Here is a 20539-nt window from a genome sequence, read left to right as displayed (position 1 = left end):
CCGAGGGAGGACGGTAAGCCAAACCACGAACACCCGCGCAACCTTTCCATCCTGTGATGAAGGTTGCGCGGGTGTTTGTTTATGGGCAGGCTCCCTATATGCCTGCCCTCGGTTCTACCTGCCTTGTACCCGAATGGAGGCTACAAGGCTTGGCTCCGTGGCTTAGTTATACTCACGCCACGGAATATATTCAATATCGTTGTCGCCACGCGTGACCACGATCATATTCTCGATTTTGCCTGTATCCTTGTTGGTTCGGTAGATCATCGTACGGGTCTCCCCTTCTTCTGGCACGGAGAACAGGAACTTGTCAGCAACAAAGGAGGAGCCGAGGCCTGTTGCATGCTCTGTAAAGGCAGATCCGCTCTTGCTGGTCAACAATAGGCCAATGCCATACGCTGTAGCCGTTTGTGCCCCTTTGCCAAAGAGATGCTCCCCATGACTGGTCGTATGGGTTTGCTCCCAATACTCGTATTTTTTCGTATCCTTGTTGTAATCCACCACATTGCCCTGTTTATCCAGGCTGATGCTGGTCGTTTCACCCTTGTCACTTTTCACCTGATACGTACCTACAATCGAATCCTCCGTAATCTTCACTGTCTTGCCTGTGCTCGGATCGGTCTGGTAGATCTCATCCTCATATTGAAGCCGAATGATGTTCATGCTGGCCTGAAGCTGCTGCACCAGCTTTTCGTCACCCATTTCCTCGGCTTTCTTCAACATTTCTTCGTAATTTTTGTAATCCTCGGCGTCCTTCTTATCCCAATCATCCATATTCTCCGGAGGACCTGACGTTTTGCCCGGGCCATCGCCTTTATGTTTACCGAGGGACGTAAGGGTCTGTGCCGCAGTCAAAGCCACCATAAGAGCCTTGTTCACAATATCTTCATCCGTGGTGCGGAAACGCTCGGCAATTTTCTTGAGCTCCGACTGAATGGACAAGACCAGCTCAAGTACAGACTTCATTGTACCTTGGGCCGTTGCATAATCGTTATAAAAGCGCTCCCGCTCCATTCCGTCCCAATTGCTACGCATGACACGGATCTGGCTATCCAATGTGGACATAAATTCCGACAATTGCTGATGTGCCTGGGCAAATTGCCCACTGACTGTATCCAGTTGCTCCGGTGTTACCTTAATCTGTGTCATCCTGCACGCTCCTCTTCGTCATATTCCTCCTGTTCCGTGGTCCACCGATGATTACCTTGCAGCCTGATCTGCCTTGATCTCCAGATGCAGCAGCGGAAATGGATTACCAGAACCATCCAACTCGGAACGACCAATTTGTATAAATCCCATTTTTTCGTAGAATCGGGCTGCCCCGGCATTCTGCTCATTGACATCCACCTTGAGGTGACGGCCTTTGATGTTAAGGGTATGGTTGATCAGAAGACGTCCCAGACCCTGTCCATGCTGACTAACATCTACAAACAACATCTCAATAAAGTTATCATCCAAACCGATAAAACCAACGGGTTCATTTTCAGCATTCAGTGCTTCCCATACCTCAACTTGCCTTTGCTGCAACACGTCGCTCACTACTTTTTTATAGAACTGGATGTGATGTTCTTCCAAAAACGTATGTGTTGCCCGAACGGCTCTCTCCCAAATCTCGATCAACTTGTCATGATCCTGTTCACGATATGAAGCAATTAACATTTCCTACGGTGCCCCTTTTCCAGAAAACGGTTATGTAAAAATCCGATCCTGCGATTGGATTTGGTTAATACATTAAATTTTATATAACTCTACGCATATTTTACCATGCCCAATTCTCAATCTGTACCCACCATTGCCAATCTTGAGTCAACTTTTCACTGCTTTTTAAGGATTCCTTACCAAAAAACAGAAAATAAAAGGCAGCTAAAGTCACCTTGATCTGGTGCTCTAGCTGCCTTGGTAGATCAATATATTCATAGTCCCAGATCATTGATGCGCATAACTCGCCCCATCCTTCATCTGTTCCGGCCAATCCCAATTCAGCAAATCATCACTCCAGGCCAAACCAATACAGGCATGTGTATCAAAGATAGTTCGTTCATCTTCGGGCCCGGTTCCATGGAAAAACATGACGTAACAGCCCACGTCCCGGATTTCACGCGCGTCCAGCACAACTCCAGCCGTAATTCGCCCTCTAGCCCACGGCCAATCCGCCTGTCCCAGTGTCAGTAACACTGGATCAGCTGTCCATTCATGCAGATTTGGAGATCGCATCACACCTATGCCGTTCTCCGGGGAATGGAACATGATATATTCCTCACTATTATGAACTATGCAGACATTCTCTCCAGCAGATTCACGTCCAGCATACGTCCACTGGGTCATATCATGGGAGTAGGAACAACTCACCCCGTCCTGTTTATAAAAGCACCACCATTTTCCCTGCTCATCCCGGTCTTCAACAAGGTATGGATCAATCATGCGACCCATCTGCTCCACAGCTATATCCGGTCCCTTGACTCGTATCAGTTCAGGTGTGCTCCAGTGAAGCAGGTCGGTGCTGTCCATTATCCAGATACGGGCATCCTCATTCCCATATTGCTGACCATCAGGTCTGGGATAGGTCTGTAAGCAGATCAACCAGCGATCCTGTACGCGTACGATATTGCCAGGGCTGGAATAATTCAAACGACGATCTCTTGGAGTCAGGCGTACCGCCCGACTCCAGTGTATCCAGTCCGTGCTGGTACTCATCGCCGTATACATAAACACTTCTCCAGTGGGTTCGGTTTCTACTAGGGTGTAGTATAAGTACACCTTTCCCTCATGAGCAATGACGGCGGGATCACGGTAGGCTATAAGGGCGTTTCCTTGGAGTACAATTGGCGACTGTAATTGGTTCAATATGTTATGCTCCATGCTTCACCTTCCTCTCAGCAGGATATGGTTGCGGAAGCTCCAAGCCTACCATCCATACCATCATATAATCGGACCCCAACGTCCTTGGGAATCAAGCTCCACCCGTAGTATGGCTGGACGCTCCCGCAGAGGTGCACTGTCATTGTTACCAAAGAACGTACTCCACCACTGTTGTTGTTGATCCTGAAAATACATATTGTGTCCGCCATGCCTTACCGCGATATAACGATCTTCATAGGGTCCATATAAATGGTCGGAACTTGCCATGAATCCATGGTAGTCCCCATCAACGAAATCCGCTCCAGACAGATAATATCGACCCTGCCTTTTGAACAAATACGTTCCTTCAAATCCAACATGAGCTGCATTTGAAGGCTTCAGAAGAACCAGTTCTTCCTCCAGTGCAGTCATGCTTTCGTTCATTCGTGCGAGCTTGCCATTGTCACACAGGTAGTACACTAGCCCATCATCATCCTGGAAAAGGGAGGCATCGATATAAGGACTTAACGGTCCCTGTTCCGACCGATCATCAACATAAGGGCCCTCGGCTTGGCCGCTGATGCTACGCAGTATACCGCTACCCAAGCGGGGAATGCAGTAAGTCAACCAATAAGTGTCCTTCAGGTAGTGAATTTCTGGTGCCCAGAGCGGCCGGAAAGGAGCAGCGTCTCGCAGACCGATCTCCTTTTGCCAAGTGCCATCCCGATCGATATTCCAGACAACACTTCTCCTACGAGGTTCCGTGATGACTGGTGACCATTGTTTCAGATCTGGTGATTTCCATAACTGAATATCTCCCGTAACCGCCCACCAATCGGGACAGCCTGTTGTGCCTGTCATATAATAGTACCCGTCCCCGCCCAAACAGATCGAAGTATCACGCACGGGGCAATTGATCAATTGAATGAAATTACTTGGACATGTTTTCATTATAGTAGGTCGTGAACTCCTCCATAATTTGGTCTCCGCCACCTGAACGCCATTTGGCTACAGCATCGTTCCAACCTTGTTCATCGAGTTCACCAAGGACGTACTTGGTATTCGCATCGGTCATATCTTTGCTCAGATTGGCCCCCTTCTCGGTATTGGTATCCGAAATCAGCGATGCACTTAAATCTGTAACCGCGATGTCCGCATTGTCTTTAATGGTTTGCTCAATTTTTTTCTCCAAATCGGTTTGGATGACTTCCTTCGTTCCCGTTTGAGCTCCCCAACGCAAGTTGAAAAGATCTCCTGCACCGGTTGATCCTGCAATTTTCTTTACTTTGCCATCTTGTATCGTATAATCCGTTCCTTCAATTCCGTAAGCAATGAGATTACGCATGTCGTCGTCGTTAAGTTTGTCGAGAAAATCAATAATTTTCTTTAGCTTCTCTTCACTGGTTACACTGGATTTCGGAATCACAAGCAGCGAGTCATACCCGTTCGTTCCACGCACACGCTCCCCATCCGTGCCTTCAAAATTTTGAGCAATATCAATGTTGATTTTATCGTTTTGTTTCATCATATCCACATGACGAGTACCCGCATCATCAATTACGGAGAAATACATCCCGGCTTTGCCTTTATTAAAGTACTCATACTTCTTCGCAATGGAAAAATCCGGACTGATGATCCCTTCACTAACCATCTTGCGGTACAGATCCAGTGCCTCCTTGAATTCGGGATACAAGAAATCCGGTGTAACTTTGCCATCTTTCAGTCCCCAGCCATTAGGGCCACCATTATATACAGTGAGCTGCTTCAGCAGTTCCATCGTGTTGTCTTCCTGAATACCAAATGTATTTTTCTGACCGTCCTGATCTGGATCATCTTGCGTAAAGGCTTTGGCAACAGTGTAGATGTCCTCAGGCGTTTTCGGCACTTTCAGGCCGAGATTATCGAGCCAATCCTTGCGGAAAATCATGCCGTATCGAGCCAATACCCGTTCTCTGGGAACACCGAATAAGCTACCGTTGACCGAAGCATTTTTCACACCGGTTTCATTCATTTGACTCAAATTCTTGGTTTCCTTCAGATATGAAGAGACATCCCAGAAGTAACCGGATAACTGGGCGTTCAGCATCGCAGATTCCTTGTTTCTCCGTGCAAGCATGAGATCTGGCAGTTTGCCCGAGGCAATCGTGGCACTCACTTTGTCATCGTAGGCGCTTGCAGGAACCCAAGTAATATTCAACTGCGTGTCCGTATATTCTTCAATCTGTTTTAGTATAGGGTTATCCCGTTTCACAGGTTCTGCTCCCTGTTGGATCATCATGATGTTTAAGACGGTTTTTCCATCTGCGGTAACACCGTCCGAATCTTTATCGGAACCACAGGCAGCAAGCAATGAAGTGAACAGGGAAGCAACCAGCACCAATGCAACTCTCTTGTGACAGAACTTGGATGATTTTTCGGTTTTGTTCATCAACGTATTAACCCCTTCCAAGATATAATTAGCCTTTAACGGAACCCAGCAGAGCTCCTTTGGCGAAATGCTTTTGCAGAAATGGATATACCGCCAGAATCGGGAGCGTAGATAATACAATAACCGCCATCTTGATGGTCTCTGCAGGTGGTGCCACATAATCATCACCCATCAGGGACATATCCCCAATTCCGCCTTCAGACAGAATGACAATCTGTCGCAACCACACCTGAATGGGCCACTTCGTATTGTCATTAATGTACAAGACAGCGTTGAAATACGAATTCCAGTGGCCTACCGCATAAAACAAGGCAAGCGAAGCGAGCACTGGAGCCGAGAGCGGAATAACGATCCGAAACAGTGTTCCCAGATCACTGCTTCCATCAATACGAGCGGCTTCCTCAATCCCGTCAGGCAGCTGCTGGAAGAAGTTACGCATAATGATGAGGTTAAAGGCACTAATCAAACCGGGAATAATGAGAGAACCAAGACTGTCCAGCAGTCCCGTCCAGCGTACGACCAGATAGGTTGGAATCATGCCTCCACTGAACAGCATGGAGAATACAATTAACTTCATGAACAGTTTGCCGCCCATCAAATCGCGTTGTGCCAGCGGATAGGCCATTAATGCAGTGAATAGCAGGTTAAGTAACGTACCTGTTACCGTAATGAAGATGGAGATCCCCAAGCTGTACATAATCGTTTCTGTGGATAAAATATAGCGGTATCCCTCCAGCGAGAATTGAGTCGGGAATAGTACAAACCCTTTACTTAGCAATTCTTCCGGAGCCGTGAATGAAGCGGCCAGAATGTAGATAAACGGCAGCACACACATTAGTGCAACCATGGAAAGAATGATGTAATTGAGCCCATCCGCTAATCGGCTCAGTAAACTTCGATCAGCCATGTCTGTATCCTCCCTCCATTAATAAATGCCTTCTTCACCAAACTTTTTGGCCAGTCGGTTGGCACCAATCACCATGATGAGGGCCACTACCGATTTGAATACCCCTACAGCGGCGCTATAGCTGAACTTGCCCTGCGATATCCCCATATTGTACACATAGGTATCGAACACTTCACCGACTTCACGGTTCATCGGATTAATCATCAGGAAAATCTGTTCAAATCCGGTGTCCAGAAAGGAGCCCATCCGTAGAATAAACATGATAATGATCGTGCTGCGAATCGCAGGCAGCGTAATATGCCATATCTGTTTCCAGCGTCCAGCTCCGTCCATACGTGCAGCTTCATGAAGCTGCGGGTCCACTCCCGCCAAAGCGGCCAGAAAAATAATAGTGCCCCAACCTGTTTCCTTCCACATGACCTGTGAAGTAATCACGGTACGAAACCATTCCTTACTGAGCAGAAACTGCACGGGGGAACTCCCCAATTGTGCAAGCAAGTTATTGACGAGCCCATCCTGTGCCGAGAAGAATAGAAAGGTAATCCCTGCTACAACAACCCAGGATACAAAATGAGGAATATAAATGAGGGTTTGAATGATCCTTTTGAACTTATTTTTCGTTACCTCATTCAGCATCAGTGCAATGATAATCGGCAGTGGAAAGAAAAACACAATATTGTATACCGCCAGAATTAATGTATTTCGGAACAATAACCAGAACGTCTCATCACTAAAGAATTGTTGGAAATGCTTGAATCCCACCCACTCACTCCGAAATATTCCTTCGAATGGCTGGTAATCCTGGAAGGCGATCAGAATGCCCCACATCGGCAAATATTTGTAGAGCAGAAAGTAGATCAATCCTGGCGTCAGCATAATAAAAAACCATTTTTGGCGCCGCAGTCTGCGCATGAATACGGAACGTTTTGAATTAGTAAGCGTTTTCAATTCAGTTGAAACAGCCTCCATCGCTTTTACCTCCCCTACTCCTGGTTGCTAGTGAATGCTTGAGATCAGCTGTTTACACCATAACGCTCAACTTCATCACATTCCATACTCCCCGCAGCAGGAAAGCTATAAAAATCGGGGTCGAGTTGGCCTCAGTCGTTGCTATGAAAGGCTTTCAGTGCCCTAGCCACTTCATGCTCCAGGTTGCGTATTTCATGCGTAATAATCATTAGGGAAGGCCGTTAATAATCATCTGGGAAGATCCCAAGATGACCCTATTCACAAATTAAACTGAATGTAGTACTCGCAAAGCATGTAGTTTAACCCCCGGAAGCAGGTCCCGGAGGTTAAACTCTACTTCCTGAATTAGCAGTTACTTTCGATGTTACTTTTGATATTTCTTACGATATTCACCGGGAGTCATCTCTTCGACTTTTCGGAAATAGCGAATAAAATTCTGAGCATTGCGGTAACCCAATTGTTCAGCGATATCTCCTATTTTCATATCCGTCTCCACAAGCCACTGCTTTGCTTGATTCAGTCGATGACGGGATACATAATCACTGAAGTTCACACCAGTTTCCTTCCGAAAAACAGTTTTCAAGTAATTGGGATGATAGTTCAACTTGGCTGCACACGTATCTAGGGTGAGATCCTGCTCTACATTAGCATGAATGATCTCCATCATCTGCTGGGAGATGTTCGTGTTACGCTCTCCCCATTTTGCCGTGGTCATCTCCACCATGGGTTCCAGAATCGTTTTCATGAACCAGCGTTCCACATCCGCAGACGTTTTCAGATTAACCAACTGCTCAAACAGATCTCTCACGTCTCCTGAAGGCAGCAATAAAGCCTCCCCAGTGGTCTGGAACTCGCGAATCAGATCGGACAACAACCGGAACAGAATCATCTGATATTCCTGATGGGAATGACTTTCCCGCAGAGTCACCTCCAGAAGTTCATGCAGGCATTCACGGGCCAAATCCAGATCAGGTACATGTAGTGCATCGATTAGTCGTTTCTCGATCCATTCAGGGAACATCATCTGTACCTCTTGATCAGGGAGAACATCTTCCACATGCAGCACAACATTTTCTCCAAACCGAATTCGGTATTTCAGCGCTTCTACACTCTCTTTGTATGCTTGCGTAGCCTGGGCCATATCCTGAAGGAAACGACTAATGCCTACGCTGACGCCAAGCCCAAGCACTTCTTTCACCGCCTCCTGAACGCTCTGTGCCAGCCGATGTACTTCAAGCTTGCGCCGTTCCTCATCCGTCTCATCCGTCGTCAGCAGCGTAACCTGTTGTTCCCCGATAACTACAGGGTCCATACGTGAGCACGCGGGAACCAGATCCGCAACCATATTAGACACGGCAAACAACAGCAGATCCCGGTCTGATTCACGAAACCTTGTGTCACTGAAAGTGTCTGCCTGAACGGCAATAACGCAATAGGCTTTTGCATTCATGGCATAATGCACTTGTTCCATTCCGCTCTGGATATCTCTCGGGTTCATCTCTCCCGTAAGCAGCTTGCGTACAAACAGACCTCTTAGTTGAACCGTGTGATTCTCGATCTCTTTCATCAGACGGGACTCGGAAAATTTTAACGACTGGACGCGTTCACCAATCGCACGCAGCTCATCCTGTGGCCATTCGACAGTTGCTGCTTCACCGGCAACCCCTTTTAAACCGTCTTTACGAGAAAACTCTCTCCAGTGAATTCGTCTGTTTCTATCCCCGGGTTCTAGTCCCATAGCTGCCTCAAATGCATGCCGAATCGGCATATATATTCGCCTGGACGCAAACAAGGAGAACGCCGCAAGTCCTATAAAGACGCCAGTACAGATCCAGAATGTATACCAGCCAATGGCTCGTGACTCCTTCGCAATCTCATTGATGGAGACGAGGGAAATGTAGGTCCAACCGTTATAATCGGACAGACGGTAACTCATACCATACGGTTGCCCGTCAATGTTTAATCGCTCATATCCTGAGGCCAGATGGTCTGCAAGCAGTACAGGTACAATCTGCTCCATCGCAGTTTTAGAAAATGCCTGATCCTTGGGACTGGTCAGACGATGATGCTCGCTGTCCAGAATCAGTGATTCTGCACCATTTTGACGTGCAGGTACCAATTGCTCCAGGCGATGGGATGGGAGAGTCACTTCCAATAGTCCCGCTGGCTCACGAACAGAATTGACCGGTATTTTCTTGATTAACTGCACATTCTCACTAGTTAGATCCGTGAACCATCCAGAGGTAGCTGACATTCGAATAAATTTTGATAGCGTTTTCATTTCAAGATTTGCAAATGAACTACTGTACCCGCTATTATCCAGCACCCATCTGCCTTCCAGACTCACCAGTCTGACATTTTCGATGCCCTTCTCGTACGTCTGTAATTTGTACAAGCCTTCACGTAGCTCATTAATCCCCGGATAATCCTTCACACGCACGGGTTTGCGAACAGATTCACTAATTCTGGACGTGTTAATATATTGAATCAGTGAATAATCAATGGTCTGCAGCAATTGTTCTGTCTTGAGTTGTGTCTGTTCGAGAGTCTGCATGTTCGCCTGAATTACCCTTGACGTTATAACTCACTTTGCCTTGGAGTATGACAGATATCCAAGTGTAATGACGGGGATTGCGACCAATATGACACTGAATAATAGAAGACGCCGCAAGTAAATTGATCTCCACATGATTGCATCCCTCACTTTAATCTGTGTTAAAGCGTTAAAGTCATTATATAGAACGCGCTTACAAGGTTCAAACCGTATTCCCCCTACCAAGTAAAAAACCGCCCCATATGGGGCGGTACGCTCTGTTCCTAATGCTGCAATTGTGCAAGGATTTGCGGGTCCTTGATTTTCTTGTCTTCAGCCAATAGTATCACTTTGGATAAAATCTCAGCCGTTCTCGGATCTTCATCGAGGAATGGTAGGAATATTCTGCCCCGATGCTGACTGTGCACAGGTACGATATGAAGCGCGCCCGTCGCCTGTTTGAACACATTGCCGCTGCCAAGATGAACGGCATACTCGCCCAGTTCACCATCAATTCGAGCGTAATTTCCATCGAGACGTACGTTATCGACCTTCAACAGACGTAGTGACTCATTCACAATCACATGACGCATCTCAATCGTGGTCAAGCTGGCTTCCGGATCTACTCCGCCAACATGCGCAACGCTAACCACCAAATCAATGTCACGCATGACTTCCGAGAAGAAGACTGGCGGTACATCTTTCAACGCGACAGGTTTATAAGTCTTCCGATCATAGAACTGCACCGTCTCCAGAGTAGGCGCTTCTGTATCTGCGGGTGAGAACCAATCTGCCATGGCATAGAGATTGGCAATCAGATTATGCTCATAGCTTACCTTTTGCAGCCCTTCCTCATAGCTGACTGTCCATTGACGTCCTTTAAGCAGAGCAACTGCTTTTTTCGGCTGAATCTGATAACCTGCATACCGACGGGATACCGTTCCATTAGCAAGCTCATCCTCATTCGGAAGATAGAGTTCACGGAACACCTGTTTGAATGGCTGACGTTCCTGACGGTTGAACAAATCCCGTTGGAATTCACTCCAGCTTCCGCTCTGGAACAGATGCAATGGATGCGCAATGAGCAGCCGATCCTGTTCCGTCAAGGTTTGAATCGAGCTTACTGAATCATCCAAAGCCGGAGTATCCAGCCCACCAGACGTTACATCGAAACGGCCCAGCTTGTCATCTGCTAGGAACACAAGCGTGCGAACCAGTGGACGAAGAACCGGATTCTGCAGCAGGCTTGAAACTTCTTCACTCGTAAAGGACGTTCCTGCGGTCATGGAACGCTCCAATTCCTGTCTTGCCCGGCGATACTGATCAACCAAATCTGTCCTTAATTCCTTCAATTCGGCGATGTATCCATCTTTCTTGAACCGAGCAGGTACAGACTTGAGTGTCTTTCCTTTGCTTACGATAAGCAGTTCCGGCTGACCTTCTTCATCAATGACCAATTGGGCTGTGGTAGCATCATCCAGTTCATGGGGCTCAAAATAGGATTTCATCTCATCCAGCTTGCGAGCTTCCATATCCCACATCAGCCGGGTAACATCGGCATATCCCGCATTACGGGCAAGGTTGCCCAGCGCTATCTGGGACACCAGACCTTCACTGGCCCGGCGCTGTGCGCCAAACTGTTTGCTCTGCATCAGAAACTTCTGAATGAAGTCGTACCGCTCACGCAGATCCTGTTCCCGTTCTTCTGCAAACGGAATCAGGCTGTAGGTCAACAAATGATCTTTATTGCGCTTATCTTCCACGGACCCACGCATATCTTCAAGTTTCAGCTTCCCAAGTGCCGCATCCGCGAACAACTGTGATCTGCGGTGATTGGCTCCCCCGGAAATATATTTGGCACAATCGTACAACAGACTGAACCGCTCCTCACCGACGGCTTCATATGCCTCCTCGAACCAGGCGATATCAAATGCACCTTCGTTAAAGTCCTGAGGTGAAATTGGAGAATAATGCGCCACAATGGTTTCTTTCTCAGCAGTGAATCGTTCATTGATATGTGCATGGAAGTACCAAGCTGCACTGCGCAGTCCTTCCCATCCGAGATGCTTCGCAACAATCTCCATCCATTGCGGCGCGTACATTGCGGCTTCCAGGAGCTTCTTCTCCTGAATGGGATGCTTCGCCAGCAATTGTCCCAGCAGCACTTCGTCTTCTCCATCACGCGGATGGCAAACCTGGATCAGATGGCTGAACGTTTCTTTACGTGTCGTATTGTCACCGTAGCTGTAGATATATCCACGGACAAAGGTATCCTGATCCATGGCAGCAACGAGATGCACCCAATGCTCCATACCTTCGATGCGTTCAAGCTTCATGGCCAGCGTACTTACTTCTGTTGAGAGCTCTCCTCGGGTCAACTCAATCTCCAAAATTCGTTCAACAACTGTTCGGCGCAGATCTGCAAGTAAAGGTTTTTCCGCAATCCAGTCATAACGGCTCGACGTCATATCCCGAATAAACTGGGCACGAGATTCTTCAACAAGCAGTTGCTTGTACAGCTCTTGTACATCGATGAAATCGAGTTCATAGGCGCGCAGATAATCGTCCAGACCCAGGAAGGAGGATCGATAACTGTCCTTGTTCAATCTTCTGAATTGGCAGAACGTCTGGAAGAATCGCTTGAAGCTGGCATCGTCATATACTCTATCTCGTACAATATATAGCCATGGACCAGATAACAAACTGAGCATTCCCGATTCCTTTTCCACCTTATCTTCAGGCATCATTTTCATGAGCGCATAGAGAGTCCGTTCAGCGATCTCAAACGTATCGACCTTTTCACTGTCATCATGAGCGGCCTCGATCAGCGTTCTCACCTGATCTTGATAACGTAGCTCACTGACTATCTTTTTCAAGTCCTGGATGTACTTGAGTGGGTAGACTTCCTCGGCAAATTCCTTACGCCAGCCTTCCAGTAGCCAATGTTTCTCCAACTCACTGTATTCGTACACATCGGAATAATATCGGTAGTAATCACTCAGCTTTTTGTTCATCTCCTCAATACGGATCGTGAATAGCAGTTGCATCAGTTCCTTATTATCCAGACCACTCGATTGGACATACCCCTGCCATACTTGATGGAGAGGGAATTGCTCCATTAGAGCAATCTCTCTTCGCTGCTCATAAGTGATAAAGGCTATGGAACGCAAAGACGCTCCCACCAGCAGCGTTTCTTTGTGTCCTGGAAAATACTCAACTTCATATTCATGATCCCTATGCTCATGCACAAGTGCATCGAAACCCTCAAGGAATTGCTTCGCTTTTTCCAACGAAAGGGTGAACAGGTCTTTCGGCTGATACCCGCCGAGATCCCGTTGTTCATTGAGTAGCGGGTTATCCCATGAAGGGTCGTACAACCCAAATCCATTAGATGCCGTGTACCTGCTCCCTTGTTCTGTAAGCTTATCCAGCAGTTTCTGCTCTTTGGCGGTTGGTTTTGCGATGAGTTCTATCAATGGCTGTATTTGCTCCTGCTGCTCTGCTCGCTGGGGATCTGCTGAAATCTCGGTCAGCAGCTCAAGTGCACCCAACCGCTGCAGTTCACTCTTGGCTTGCAGAAGCGACTTTAGTGACATCGTCAACTGGTCTGCAGGCTGAAGCATAAGGACCTGAATCACCTTTTGACGCAGCGATCCCGTTTTCAGTTTCAACAGCGCCTCCATCAGCTTCATTTCTTCGGTTGTCAGTGTCAGCAGCTTGGCTTTGAGCAGAGCATTCTCACGGTTGTTCATGCTTTTATCCGACAGACTATCAAAAATAAATTGTCTTTGTACTTCATTCTCGGGATGATGGACAAACTGGGACAACAATTCTCCTCGCAAATCCGGGCTTAGCTTGTCTTTGAGCGCAATGACCTCGCCAATCCATTCCGGGTCCATGTCATACGCAGCAAGGTACAGCATTTTTTTCACTACATCATCCGGGTCGATCCGATATTGAACAAATTCAAGAACACCGGATGGTCCACCTGCCCCTCCCTGCGGAATGTAGGCCAGCATTTGTTTAAACAGATCGAAGTCACGCCGACGCACGGCTTTATCCTCAAAAACAGGCAGTGGCCAGACGTGAACACTACGTTGATTCTCCCCATTTTCAAAGCTCCAGGTAAACATGTACATAGCATCATAATTCTCAATCACCCAATGCAGCAACTCCAGATCCTGTACTTCAAGATACTGACGTGCCATGTTTAAGCGCAGCCCTCTGTTCTGACTGTTAGCAAGTACGTATTGTGCAACAATCTGCTGATATACTTGCCCGTGATCCATGATTTGGATGACTTTTCGCTCCATCTCATTCTCTTCGATGACTGCCGTTGCCCAGAGACTGATAAATAATTGGTTTGCATTGGCGCTTTGCTGCCATTCCTCTCGCACCGCAGGATCAGTCAATGCTTGATGTGCTTGTGTAATTAGTTGCGCAGCAACACGCTGATTCGCCGCTTCAATTCCGATCCCTGTCCATACGGCGAGCGCTCTCACCACTGAACTGAACCGAATCAAGTTGTTGTCGATAATTATTTTTAATATGTATATATACGCCTCAAGCGTTCCTTCATCCATCCGTTCCACAATGCTTTGGCGCAAACCCTCCTGCAGTCTGGCTGCTACCAGCAATTCCCCAACCATCCGGTAAGCATCCACCTGATCGCTCATAAAGATACCTTTGATCATTTCAGTGGTCAGCAATGCATTCTGATTGTCGCCATAGATAATGTCATGCAGCGCCTGCTTCATATCGCCGGTCTCATGATCCAGTTCATAGGCAATGCAATCCGGTAAAACGGCTCTAATCTCATGAAGATAATCAAACTTGTACTCCCGCATAGATACATATTCGTTCAGGGAGAAGCCATGCATCTCCATACGGAACAAGGCAATCATTTTACGAAGAACCTGTCCTATATGCTGTTCGGGATCGGTCGTACGAAATGGTCTGCGCTCATAATGTTTGCTATAAGGAAAATTCGCGGCACGTTCTGCAATGTAACGGAACCGAGCCAAGAAGGATTCACTGACCAGTTGCTCCAATACATCCAATAATGGACGGAACAATGGAGTTTTCGTCTCAGCAGACATACGTTTCAATTGCTGCTCTACATCCAAATAGGCCTTTTCGTCTTCGCGCAAATAGGTGAATCCAGCCATCTCTGCAACATAGCCTGCGAGTTCCTGCTCCACACCATTCAACGATTTCACTTTTTCCTGCAACTCTTGTTGATACTGTTGAACTTTATCTTCCTGATTCATTCCATTTCCTCCTCGTCACTCTCTACCACAGACGCCCGGCAAGCATTGTAAAGCGGATAAATACCACGTTATCGTCTTCCTGTATAATCAACGGCTCATCCAGTGCCTGCAACTCTTCATCATTGAGAAACACTTTAAATAACCCATCTTCATATGCGGTTACAGCTGTATCCATGGCGCCTTCTACATCGGGAACCCCTTCGTTATATATCGTGCCAAAGCCTACTTTTCCTGCTGCTCCCTGCTCTTGAATGTCCTCGGGCATCAGGTAGGCAAGCCATTCCGCTTCACTGTTCTTGTCCTGAAGAGCCTTGAGCTGCTGAGCCACCATGTTCTTAATAAGCTGTCTCAGCGTATCGGTTGTTTCCGGAAGTTCGGCAGCTTGTTTGGCAAGTGCCGGCTTGCGTTTACCCAGACTTTTCACCGTAATCCATACGTTCACTGCTTTACCTCCTATGTATTGCTTTATGTTAGAAGAAGCCTCTATCAACCTTATATCTATACCAGCATGGAAAATGGACCAAACTTAAGCTCCGGCCTGCTTCGTTATCTATTCAAATATGCGTACATACGTGCCCCTATTGAACATTCTAACGAATATCCCGACCATATTCATGGGCCAATCCTCATGTTTACATGCAACCAGCGAACTAATGACCTATATTGCATTTTCGCAGCCGGAACAGTCTTCCCACAGCAAATAAAAAGAGAACAGTGCGCCTTCGGGCAGTCACTGCTCTCTGTAAGTTTACGAAGAATATTTCTGCAAAATAATGACCGCATTATGACCACCGAAGCCAAATGAGTTGGACATGCCAATCTTCAGGTCAGCTTCTCTTGCAACGTTGGGGACATAATCGAGATCACATTCCGGATCGCTCTGCTCTTGATTGATTGTCGGTGGAATGATGCCGCTACGCAAGCTTTGAATGAGCGATATGGCTTCCGCACCACCAGCCGCACCCAGCATATGTCCGGTCATCGATTTGTTTGCTGTTACCGGAATATGATAGGCTTCCGCACCAAACAGCTGCTTAATTGCTCGCGTCTCGGAGAGATCACCCGCTTCCGTACTAGTAGCATGAGCATTAATGACATCAATCTCATGCGGCTGAAGCTGTGCATCCGCCAGAGCGGCTTTCATGGCCAAGTATGCACCCCGCCCTTCCGGATGGGTCGCTACAATATGATACGCGTCTGAACTGGCACCATAACCTACGATCTCTGCAAGGATGTTTGCACCTCTCGCAAGGGCGTGGGACAAAGACTCCACAACTAAGACCCCGGCACCCTCAGCCATGACAAAACCATCTCTGCCTGCATCAAATGGCCGACTCGCTCCTTCGTACGCTTCGTTTCGTGTAGATAGCGCCGTCGCATTACCGAAGCTTGCCAGTGATACTTCGGTGACAGCTGCTTCCGTCCCTCCAGCAAAAATCACATCTGCTCCACCATGACGAATCAGCCGGAAAGCTTCACCTATAGCTGTGTTGCCAATCGAACAGGCTGTCACTGGCGAGAGAGTGGGTCCCCAACAGCCAAATCTCATGCTCACCATAGCCGCAGCCATATTGGATATCATCATGGGCACCAGTGTTGGACTGACTCTTGCAGGCCCACGTTCAGACAAGAGTTTGCCTTGTTCCATCAGGGTCTGGATTCCGCCGATGCCGGAACCGATATACACGCCAACGCGCTCCCTGTCCACATTATCCATTACGAGACCGGAGTCAGATAAAGCCTGATCTGCTGCCGCAACAGCAAATTGCACGAACCGGTCCATACGCCGTGCTTCCTTCCGTCCAAACCGTTCTTCTCCGTCAAAATCACGGACCGCCCCTGCTATCTTCGTCTTATAGGAAGTTGTATCAAACGCTTCAATTGGCGAAATTCCCGATTTCCCTTCCACCAATCCATTCCAAAATGTATGCACATCATTCCCCAAAGGAGAGATAATCCCCATTCCTGTAATAACAACACGCTCCATAATGCATCCTCCTTTAGTGCTCTTTCCATACTTGTTTAGTTAAGTTATGCACTTATATTGCCATTCGTATTATCCTATTACAAGTTGTCAATTATAATAGTATAATGACTACCATGATAAACTCAGGAACGAAGGTGATGGAATGAACCATGATGTCAGGCTGCAGGCACTATCCGTTTTTCTGAAAAACCAGCGTTCCAAAATCTCTCCGGAATCTGTCGGATTACCTGCGGGCTCCCGGCGAAGAACGCCTGGATTAAGAAGAGAAGAAGTATCCCAATTGGCAGGTGTGAGCACGACATGGTACACCTGGCTTGAACAGGGTCGAGATATTCAGGTATCTCATTCCGTATTGGATAACATCGCCTCAGCTCTCAGGCTGACAGCGGATGAACGGAAGTATTTGTTTTCCCTTGGTCTGGATTACCATTCGGAACTTCATATCCTGGATGAGAAGCCACTCCAAATTCATCCCTCTTTACAAAAAATATTGCAGGAACTTCGCAATTGTCCCACAATCATCTCAGACCGACGCTGCCACATTGTTGGTTGGAATGACGCAGCGCGGCATGTGTTTATGGACTTTGAACAGATTCCTGCTGAACAGCGGAACATGATCAGCTTGTTGTTTGAACGAAAGGAATTTCGGAGACTGGCCGTCAATTGGGAGGATTTTGTTAGCGGATTCCTGGCTATTTTCCGAGCTTATTACGGTCAATATGTTGATGATGAATGGTATAACTTGTTTTTGGATGACATGATGGACAGATATCCTGATTTTCATACCCTTTGGAAACAAAGCAATGTCAGCAGCGCCCCGGACGTGTTGATTGAATTTAGACATTCCAGAGCTGGCAAAATGCTTTTTGATCTTACTTCACTACAGGTTCAGGGAAATGCCGATTTGCGGTGCAGCATCTACACACCTGCGACAGACACCGCTACCGAGCGGAAACTGATTCGCCTCATGGAGCCAAAGGTAGAACACGACTCTGATAAAAGCTGATGCTGATCTTCTCATTTACTCCATAAAACAGGTTAACAAAAAAGACCCAGGCGAATGAGGCCTGGGTCTTCGTATTTGTCTTGTATCATTTCAGTACAATCATGTTAGTTGCAGATTAACGGATCTTATTTAAAAGCCGGGATTGCAATATCTGCATACTTCTCTTCAAAGAAGGCTTTCACTTCTGGACCCGCCATACGCTTCGCCAGCTTCTGAATGGCTTCCGAATCCTTGTTATCTTCCCGGGCAACCAAGGTAATGGCAAAATGGGAATCATCCTTCTCAGTGAACAGCGCATCCTTCTTCGGTGTAAGCCCCAGCGGACTCGCATAGGCTGGAGTCATGGCAACCAGATCCGCATCATCCAACATGCGGGCTAGCATCAACAGATCCACTTCTTTGAACTTGAAGTTCTTCGTGTTTTCCGTGATGTCTGCTTGCGTAGCATTAAAATCGACGCCTTCTTTCAGCTTGATCAGGCCGTTCTGTTCCATCATCACCAGCGAACGTCCAATGTTGGACGGATCGTTTGCAATCGCTACCGTTGCACCTTCAGGCAATTCTTCAATGGATTTAACCTTTTTGGAATATGCTCCATAGATGGCATTGTAGATCGGTTGAACAGCCACCAAGTTAGCGTTATTTGCTTCATTGTACTGATTCATGTAAGGTACGTGCTGGAAGAAGTTTGCGTCTACTTCTTTGTTCGCCAGTGCAGTATTCGGTTGAACGTTATCGGAAAGTACAACAACTTCCAGATTAACACCATCTTCTTTCAGCAATGGCTTCACAATATCCAGCACATCCGTCATTGGCGGAATCAAAGTAGCTACTTTCAACGTCACTTCTTGTCCGGCTTGAGTGCCTTCCTTATTTCCTTCCGCCGCAGGTGTTTCTTCTTTTTTGCCGCATCCGGCTGCTACGAGCGTCACTGCCAGCAGCATGAGTATTAGTTTTGCTTTCATCTGATATAAACCCCTTCATCATGTAATCTGTATTGTTCATGCTGTAATTCAATCTTTCTGCACTGCTTGTCCTTCTTCAGGATCTGCGATCGAGCCAGCGGGACAGTCTGCTGCCAGTAAATTGGATCATCTGTACCAGGATAATCATAATGATAATCGTAAATACCATGATCTCCGTCTCGAATCGCTGATAACCGTAACGAATCGCAAAATCACCAACACCGCCACCACCGACAATACCCATGACCGTAGAGTAAGAGATAAAGCTGATGGTTGCCGTTGTTAAGCCGAGTACAAGACTTGAGCGAGCCTCCACATACAGGAATTTCACCACAAGCTGTATGGTCGATGCACCCATGGAAGAAGCAGCTTCAACCACCCCTTTCGGGACATCAAGCAATGCCTGTTCTACCAGTCTGGCGTAATAAGCAATTGCGATGACCGAGAGCGGCACGGTTGCCGCGAGCGTCCCGATGGATGTTCCAACGATCAGACGTGTGAACGGAATCATAAATACGACTAGCAGCAGAAACGGGAAGGAACGAATGATGTTGACGAGACTTCCCAGAATCGTGAACAGAGGTCGATTCTGATAACGTTGCCCTTTTCTGAACAGATACAGCAGTGTACCCAGAGGCAACCCGATTAACACAGCCGCCGTGATGGAGATCCCCACCATGACAAACGTCTCTCCGATGGCCTGCCAAATTTCATGCTGATACTTCACAATGGACTCAGGTATCATCGTTATTGTCCTCCTGACCGCCATGAAGAGAGGTATTTCGTCCGCTCATGGATACATCTTCGCCCATCAACAAGGATGTTAGAAGATCAGGCTTCGGTGCCGGTATGCTGCGTACTTCCGCTTCCGACAGCGTTTTGATGATCCGTCCCTCTTTCATCACCGATATCCGGTCGCAGAGCTTTCGGGCAACCTCCATCTCATGTGTAACGAGTACAATAGTTACCCCCAGCGTTTCATTGACATGACGCAGCACATCCAGAATTCCACTCGTGGTCTGCGGATCAAGCGAAGATGTTGGTTCATCACAGAGCAGCACATCCGGGCGGCTGGCAAGTGCTCTGGCGATGGCAACACGTTGCTTTTGCCCTCCACTTAACTGTGCAGGATACTGGTTGGCCTTATCTTCAAGTCCGACAAATCTCAATACCTCAAGTCCTCGTGCAACCCGCTCGGTTCGGGAGACGCCCGCAAGTTCCAGAGGCATGCAGACATTTCCACTTACGGTTCGATTGCTGACCAGATTGAAGTGCTGAAAAATCATGCCAATGGACCTCCGTGCCTCCCGCAGACTACTCTCACTCATCCGGGTCAGATGCTGCCCATTCACAATGACTTCGCCGTCTTCCGGCTTCTCCAATCCATTGAGCATGCGCAGAAGCGTGGATTTCCCTGCACCACTGGAGCCGATAATGCCGTGGATCTCTCCCTGGCCTACTTCTAGGGAAACCGAGCTTAGCGCCTCGAATCCCTGATCTGCACGGGAACCACGCTCGTTATAACGCTTGCTTACCCCGTATAATGAAATCATGGGAGATTCCTCCTGCGATTGATCGTACATGGTCCTTCAAGAACACATGAAGAAAGCCCGCACAGCCGATAACCGGAGCGCGA

15 protein-coding genes are annotated in these 20539 nt (G+C 47.5%); 1 reads left to right on the top strand and 14 read right to left on the bottom strand.

Annotated features, from left to right (window positions below):
• Nucleotides 1–162 precede the first annotated feature (162 nt).
• The 11 genes from ACDJ58_RS03330 to fabF form a co-directional block, all read right to left on the bottom strand.
• A complete protein-coding gene (locus tag ACDJ58_RS03330; RefSeq protein ID WP_413375477.1) occupies nt 163–1149 on the bottom strand; it encodes a WXG100 family type VII secretion target in 987 nt (328 codons plus the stop codon).
• A gap of 51 nt (nt 1150–1200) precedes the next feature.
• Complete coding sequence (locus ACDJ58_RS03325) at nt 1201–1659, bottom strand: acetyltransferase (protein WP_413375475.1); 459 nt, start codon at nt 1657–1659, stop codon at nt 1201–1203.
• Nucleotides 1660–1926: 267 nt separating this feature from the next.
• On the bottom strand, nt 1927–2859 hold the full coding sequence (locus tag ACDJ58_RS03320) for a hypothetical protein (protein ID WP_413375473.1): 933 nt from the start codon (nt 2857–2859) through the stop codon (nt 1927–1929).
• A 60-nt stretch (nt 2860–2919) separates the two neighbouring features.
• A complete protein-coding gene (locus tag ACDJ58_RS03315) occupies nt 2920–3789 on the bottom strand; it encodes a family 43 glycosylhydrolase (protein WP_413375471.1) in 870 nt (289 codons plus the stop codon).
• Nucleotides 3770–5266 (bottom strand): extracellular solute-binding protein, encoded by a 1497-nt coding sequence (locus ACDJ58_RS03310; protein WP_413375469.1) that lies wholly within the window; start codon nt 5264–5266, stop codon nt 3770–3772. Before ACDJ58_RS03310 ends, ACDJ58_RS03315 begins: the two co-directional genes overlap by 20 nt.
• 28 nt (nt 5267–5294) lie before the next feature.
• Nucleotides 5295–6173, bottom strand: coding sequence for a carbohydrate ABC transporter permease (locus ACDJ58_RS03305; protein ID WP_413375467.1), 879 nt, complete (start codon nt 6171–6173; stop codon nt 5295–5297).
• An 18-nt stretch (nt 6174–6191) separates the two neighbouring features.
• On the bottom strand, nt 6192–7142 hold the full coding sequence (locus ACDJ58_RS03300) for an ABC transporter permease (protein WP_413375465.1): 951 nt from the start codon (nt 7140–7142) through the stop codon (nt 6192–6194).
• 364 nt (nt 7143–7506) lie between these two features.
• Entirely contained in the window at nt 7507–9696 is a 2190-nt protein-coding gene (locus ACDJ58_RS03295) for a helix-turn-helix domain-containing protein (protein WP_413375463.1), read from the bottom strand.
• Between the two features lie 263 nt (nt 9697–9959).
• Complete coding sequence (locus tag ACDJ58_RS03290; RefSeq protein ID WP_413375461.1) at nt 9960–14945, bottom strand: DUF4132 domain-containing protein; 4986 nt, start codon at nt 14943–14945, stop codon at nt 9960–9962.
• Between the two features lie 22 nt (nt 14946–14967).
• Nucleotides 14968–15387 carry a hypothetical protein gene (locus ACDJ58_RS03285; protein WP_413375459.1) on the bottom strand — a complete coding sequence of 140 codons (420 nt, stop codon included), beginning with the start codon at nt 15385–15387 and terminating at the stop codon, nt 14968–14970.
• Between the two features lie 306 nt (nt 15388–15693).
• Nucleotides 15694–16932, bottom strand: a complete 1239-nt coding sequence (gene fabF / locus ACDJ58_RS03280) for a beta-ketoacyl-ACP synthase II (protein ID WP_413375457.1) — start codon at nt 16930–16932, stop codon at nt 15694–15696.
• Nucleotides 16933–17074: 142 nt separating this feature from the next.
• Here fabF and ACDJ58_RS03275 point away from each other — a divergent pair, with 142 nt between their 5' ends.
• Nucleotides 17075–17938, top strand: coding sequence for a helix-turn-helix transcriptional regulator (locus ACDJ58_RS03275; protein WP_413375455.1), 864 nt, complete (start codon nt 17075–17077; stop codon nt 17936–17938).
• 125 nt (nt 17939–18063) lie between these two features.
• Here the strand turns inward: ACDJ58_RS03275 and ACDJ58_RS03270 are convergent, their stop codons facing one another.
• The 3 genes from ACDJ58_RS03270 to ACDJ58_RS03260 form a co-directional block, all read right to left on the bottom strand.
• On the bottom strand, nt 18064–18903 hold the full coding sequence (locus tag ACDJ58_RS03270) for a MetQ/NlpA family ABC transporter substrate-binding protein (RefSeq protein ID WP_413375453.1): 840 nt from the start codon (nt 18901–18903) through the stop codon (nt 18064–18066).
• 76 nt (nt 18904–18979) lie between these two features.
• Nucleotides 18980–19648, bottom strand: a complete 669-nt coding sequence (locus ACDJ58_RS03265) for a methionine ABC transporter permease (protein WP_413375450.1) — start codon at nt 19646–19648, stop codon at nt 18980–18982.
• Nucleotides 19638–20456: a methionine ABC transporter ATP-binding protein gene (locus ACDJ58_RS03260; RefSeq protein WP_413375448.1), complete on the bottom strand. Its 819-nt coding sequence runs from the start codon at nt 20454–20456 to the stop codon at nt 19638–19640. Before ACDJ58_RS03260 ends, ACDJ58_RS03265 begins: the two co-directional genes overlap by 11 nt.
• Nucleotides 20457–20539 lie beyond the last annotated feature (83 nt).

The organism is Paenibacillus taichungensis, from assembly GCF_047302525.1.
In the GTDB taxonomy this organism is placed as follows: domain Bacteria; phylum Bacillota; class Bacilli; order Paenibacillales; family Paenibacillaceae; genus Paenibacillus; species Paenibacillus taichungensis_B.
Note: the sequence above shows the minus strand (reverse complement) of the source record. Positions and strands in the feature narration are given on the sequence as shown.

Coding starts and splice junctions, on each gene's coding strand:
- ACDJ58_RS03265 (WP_413375450.1), bottom strand. CDS start 19,648: ATGATACCTGAGTCCATTGTGAAGTATCAGCATGAAATTTGGCAGGCC.
- ACDJ58_RS03270 (WP_413375453.1), bottom strand. CDS start 18,903: ATGAAAGCAAAACTAATACTCATGCTGCTGGCAGTGACGCTCGTAGCA.
- ACDJ58_RS03310 (WP_413375469.1), bottom strand. CDS start 5,266: ATGAACAAAACCGAAAAATCATCCAAGTTCTGTCACAAGAGAGTTGCA.
- ACDJ58_RS03260 (WP_413375448.1), bottom strand. CDS start 20,456: ATGATTTCATTATACGGGGTAAGCAAGCGTTATAACGAGCGTGGTTCC.
- ACDJ58_RS03295 (WP_413375463.1), bottom strand. CDS start 9,696: ATGCAGACTCTCGAACAGACACAACTCAAGACAGAACAATTGCTGCAG.
- ACDJ58_RS03320 (WP_413375473.1), bottom strand. CDS start 2,859: ATGGAGCATAACATATTGAACCAATTACAGTCGCCAATTGTACTCCAA.
- ACDJ58_RS03325 (WP_413375475.1), bottom strand. CDS start 1,659: ATGTTAATTGCTTCATATCGTGAACAGGATCATGACAAGTTGATCGAG.
- fabF (WP_413375457.1), bottom strand. CDS start 16,932: ATGGAGCGTGTTGTTATTACAGGAATGGGGATTATCTCTCCTTTGGGG.
- ACDJ58_RS03330 (WP_413375477.1), bottom strand. CDS start 1,149: ATGACACAGATTAAGGTAACACCGGAGCAACTGGATACAGTCAGTGGG.
- ACDJ58_RS03315 (WP_413375471.1), bottom strand. CDS start 3,789: ATGAAAACATGTCCAAGTAATTTCATTCAATTGATCAATTGCCCCGTG.
- ACDJ58_RS03305 (WP_413375467.1), bottom strand. CDS start 6,173: ATGGCTGATCGAAGTTTACTGAGCCGATTAGCGGATGGGCTCAATTAC.
- ACDJ58_RS03300 (WP_413375465.1), bottom strand. CDS start 7,142: ATGGAGGCTGTTTCAACTGAATTGAAAACGCTTACTAATTCAAAACGT.
- ACDJ58_RS03290 (WP_413375461.1), bottom strand. CDS start 14,945: ATGAATCAGGAAGATAAAGTTCAACAGTATCAACAAGAGTTGCAGGAA.
- ACDJ58_RS03275 (WP_413375455.1), top strand. CDS start 17,075: ATGAACCATGATGTCAGGCTGCAGGCACTATCCGTTTTTCTGAAAAAC.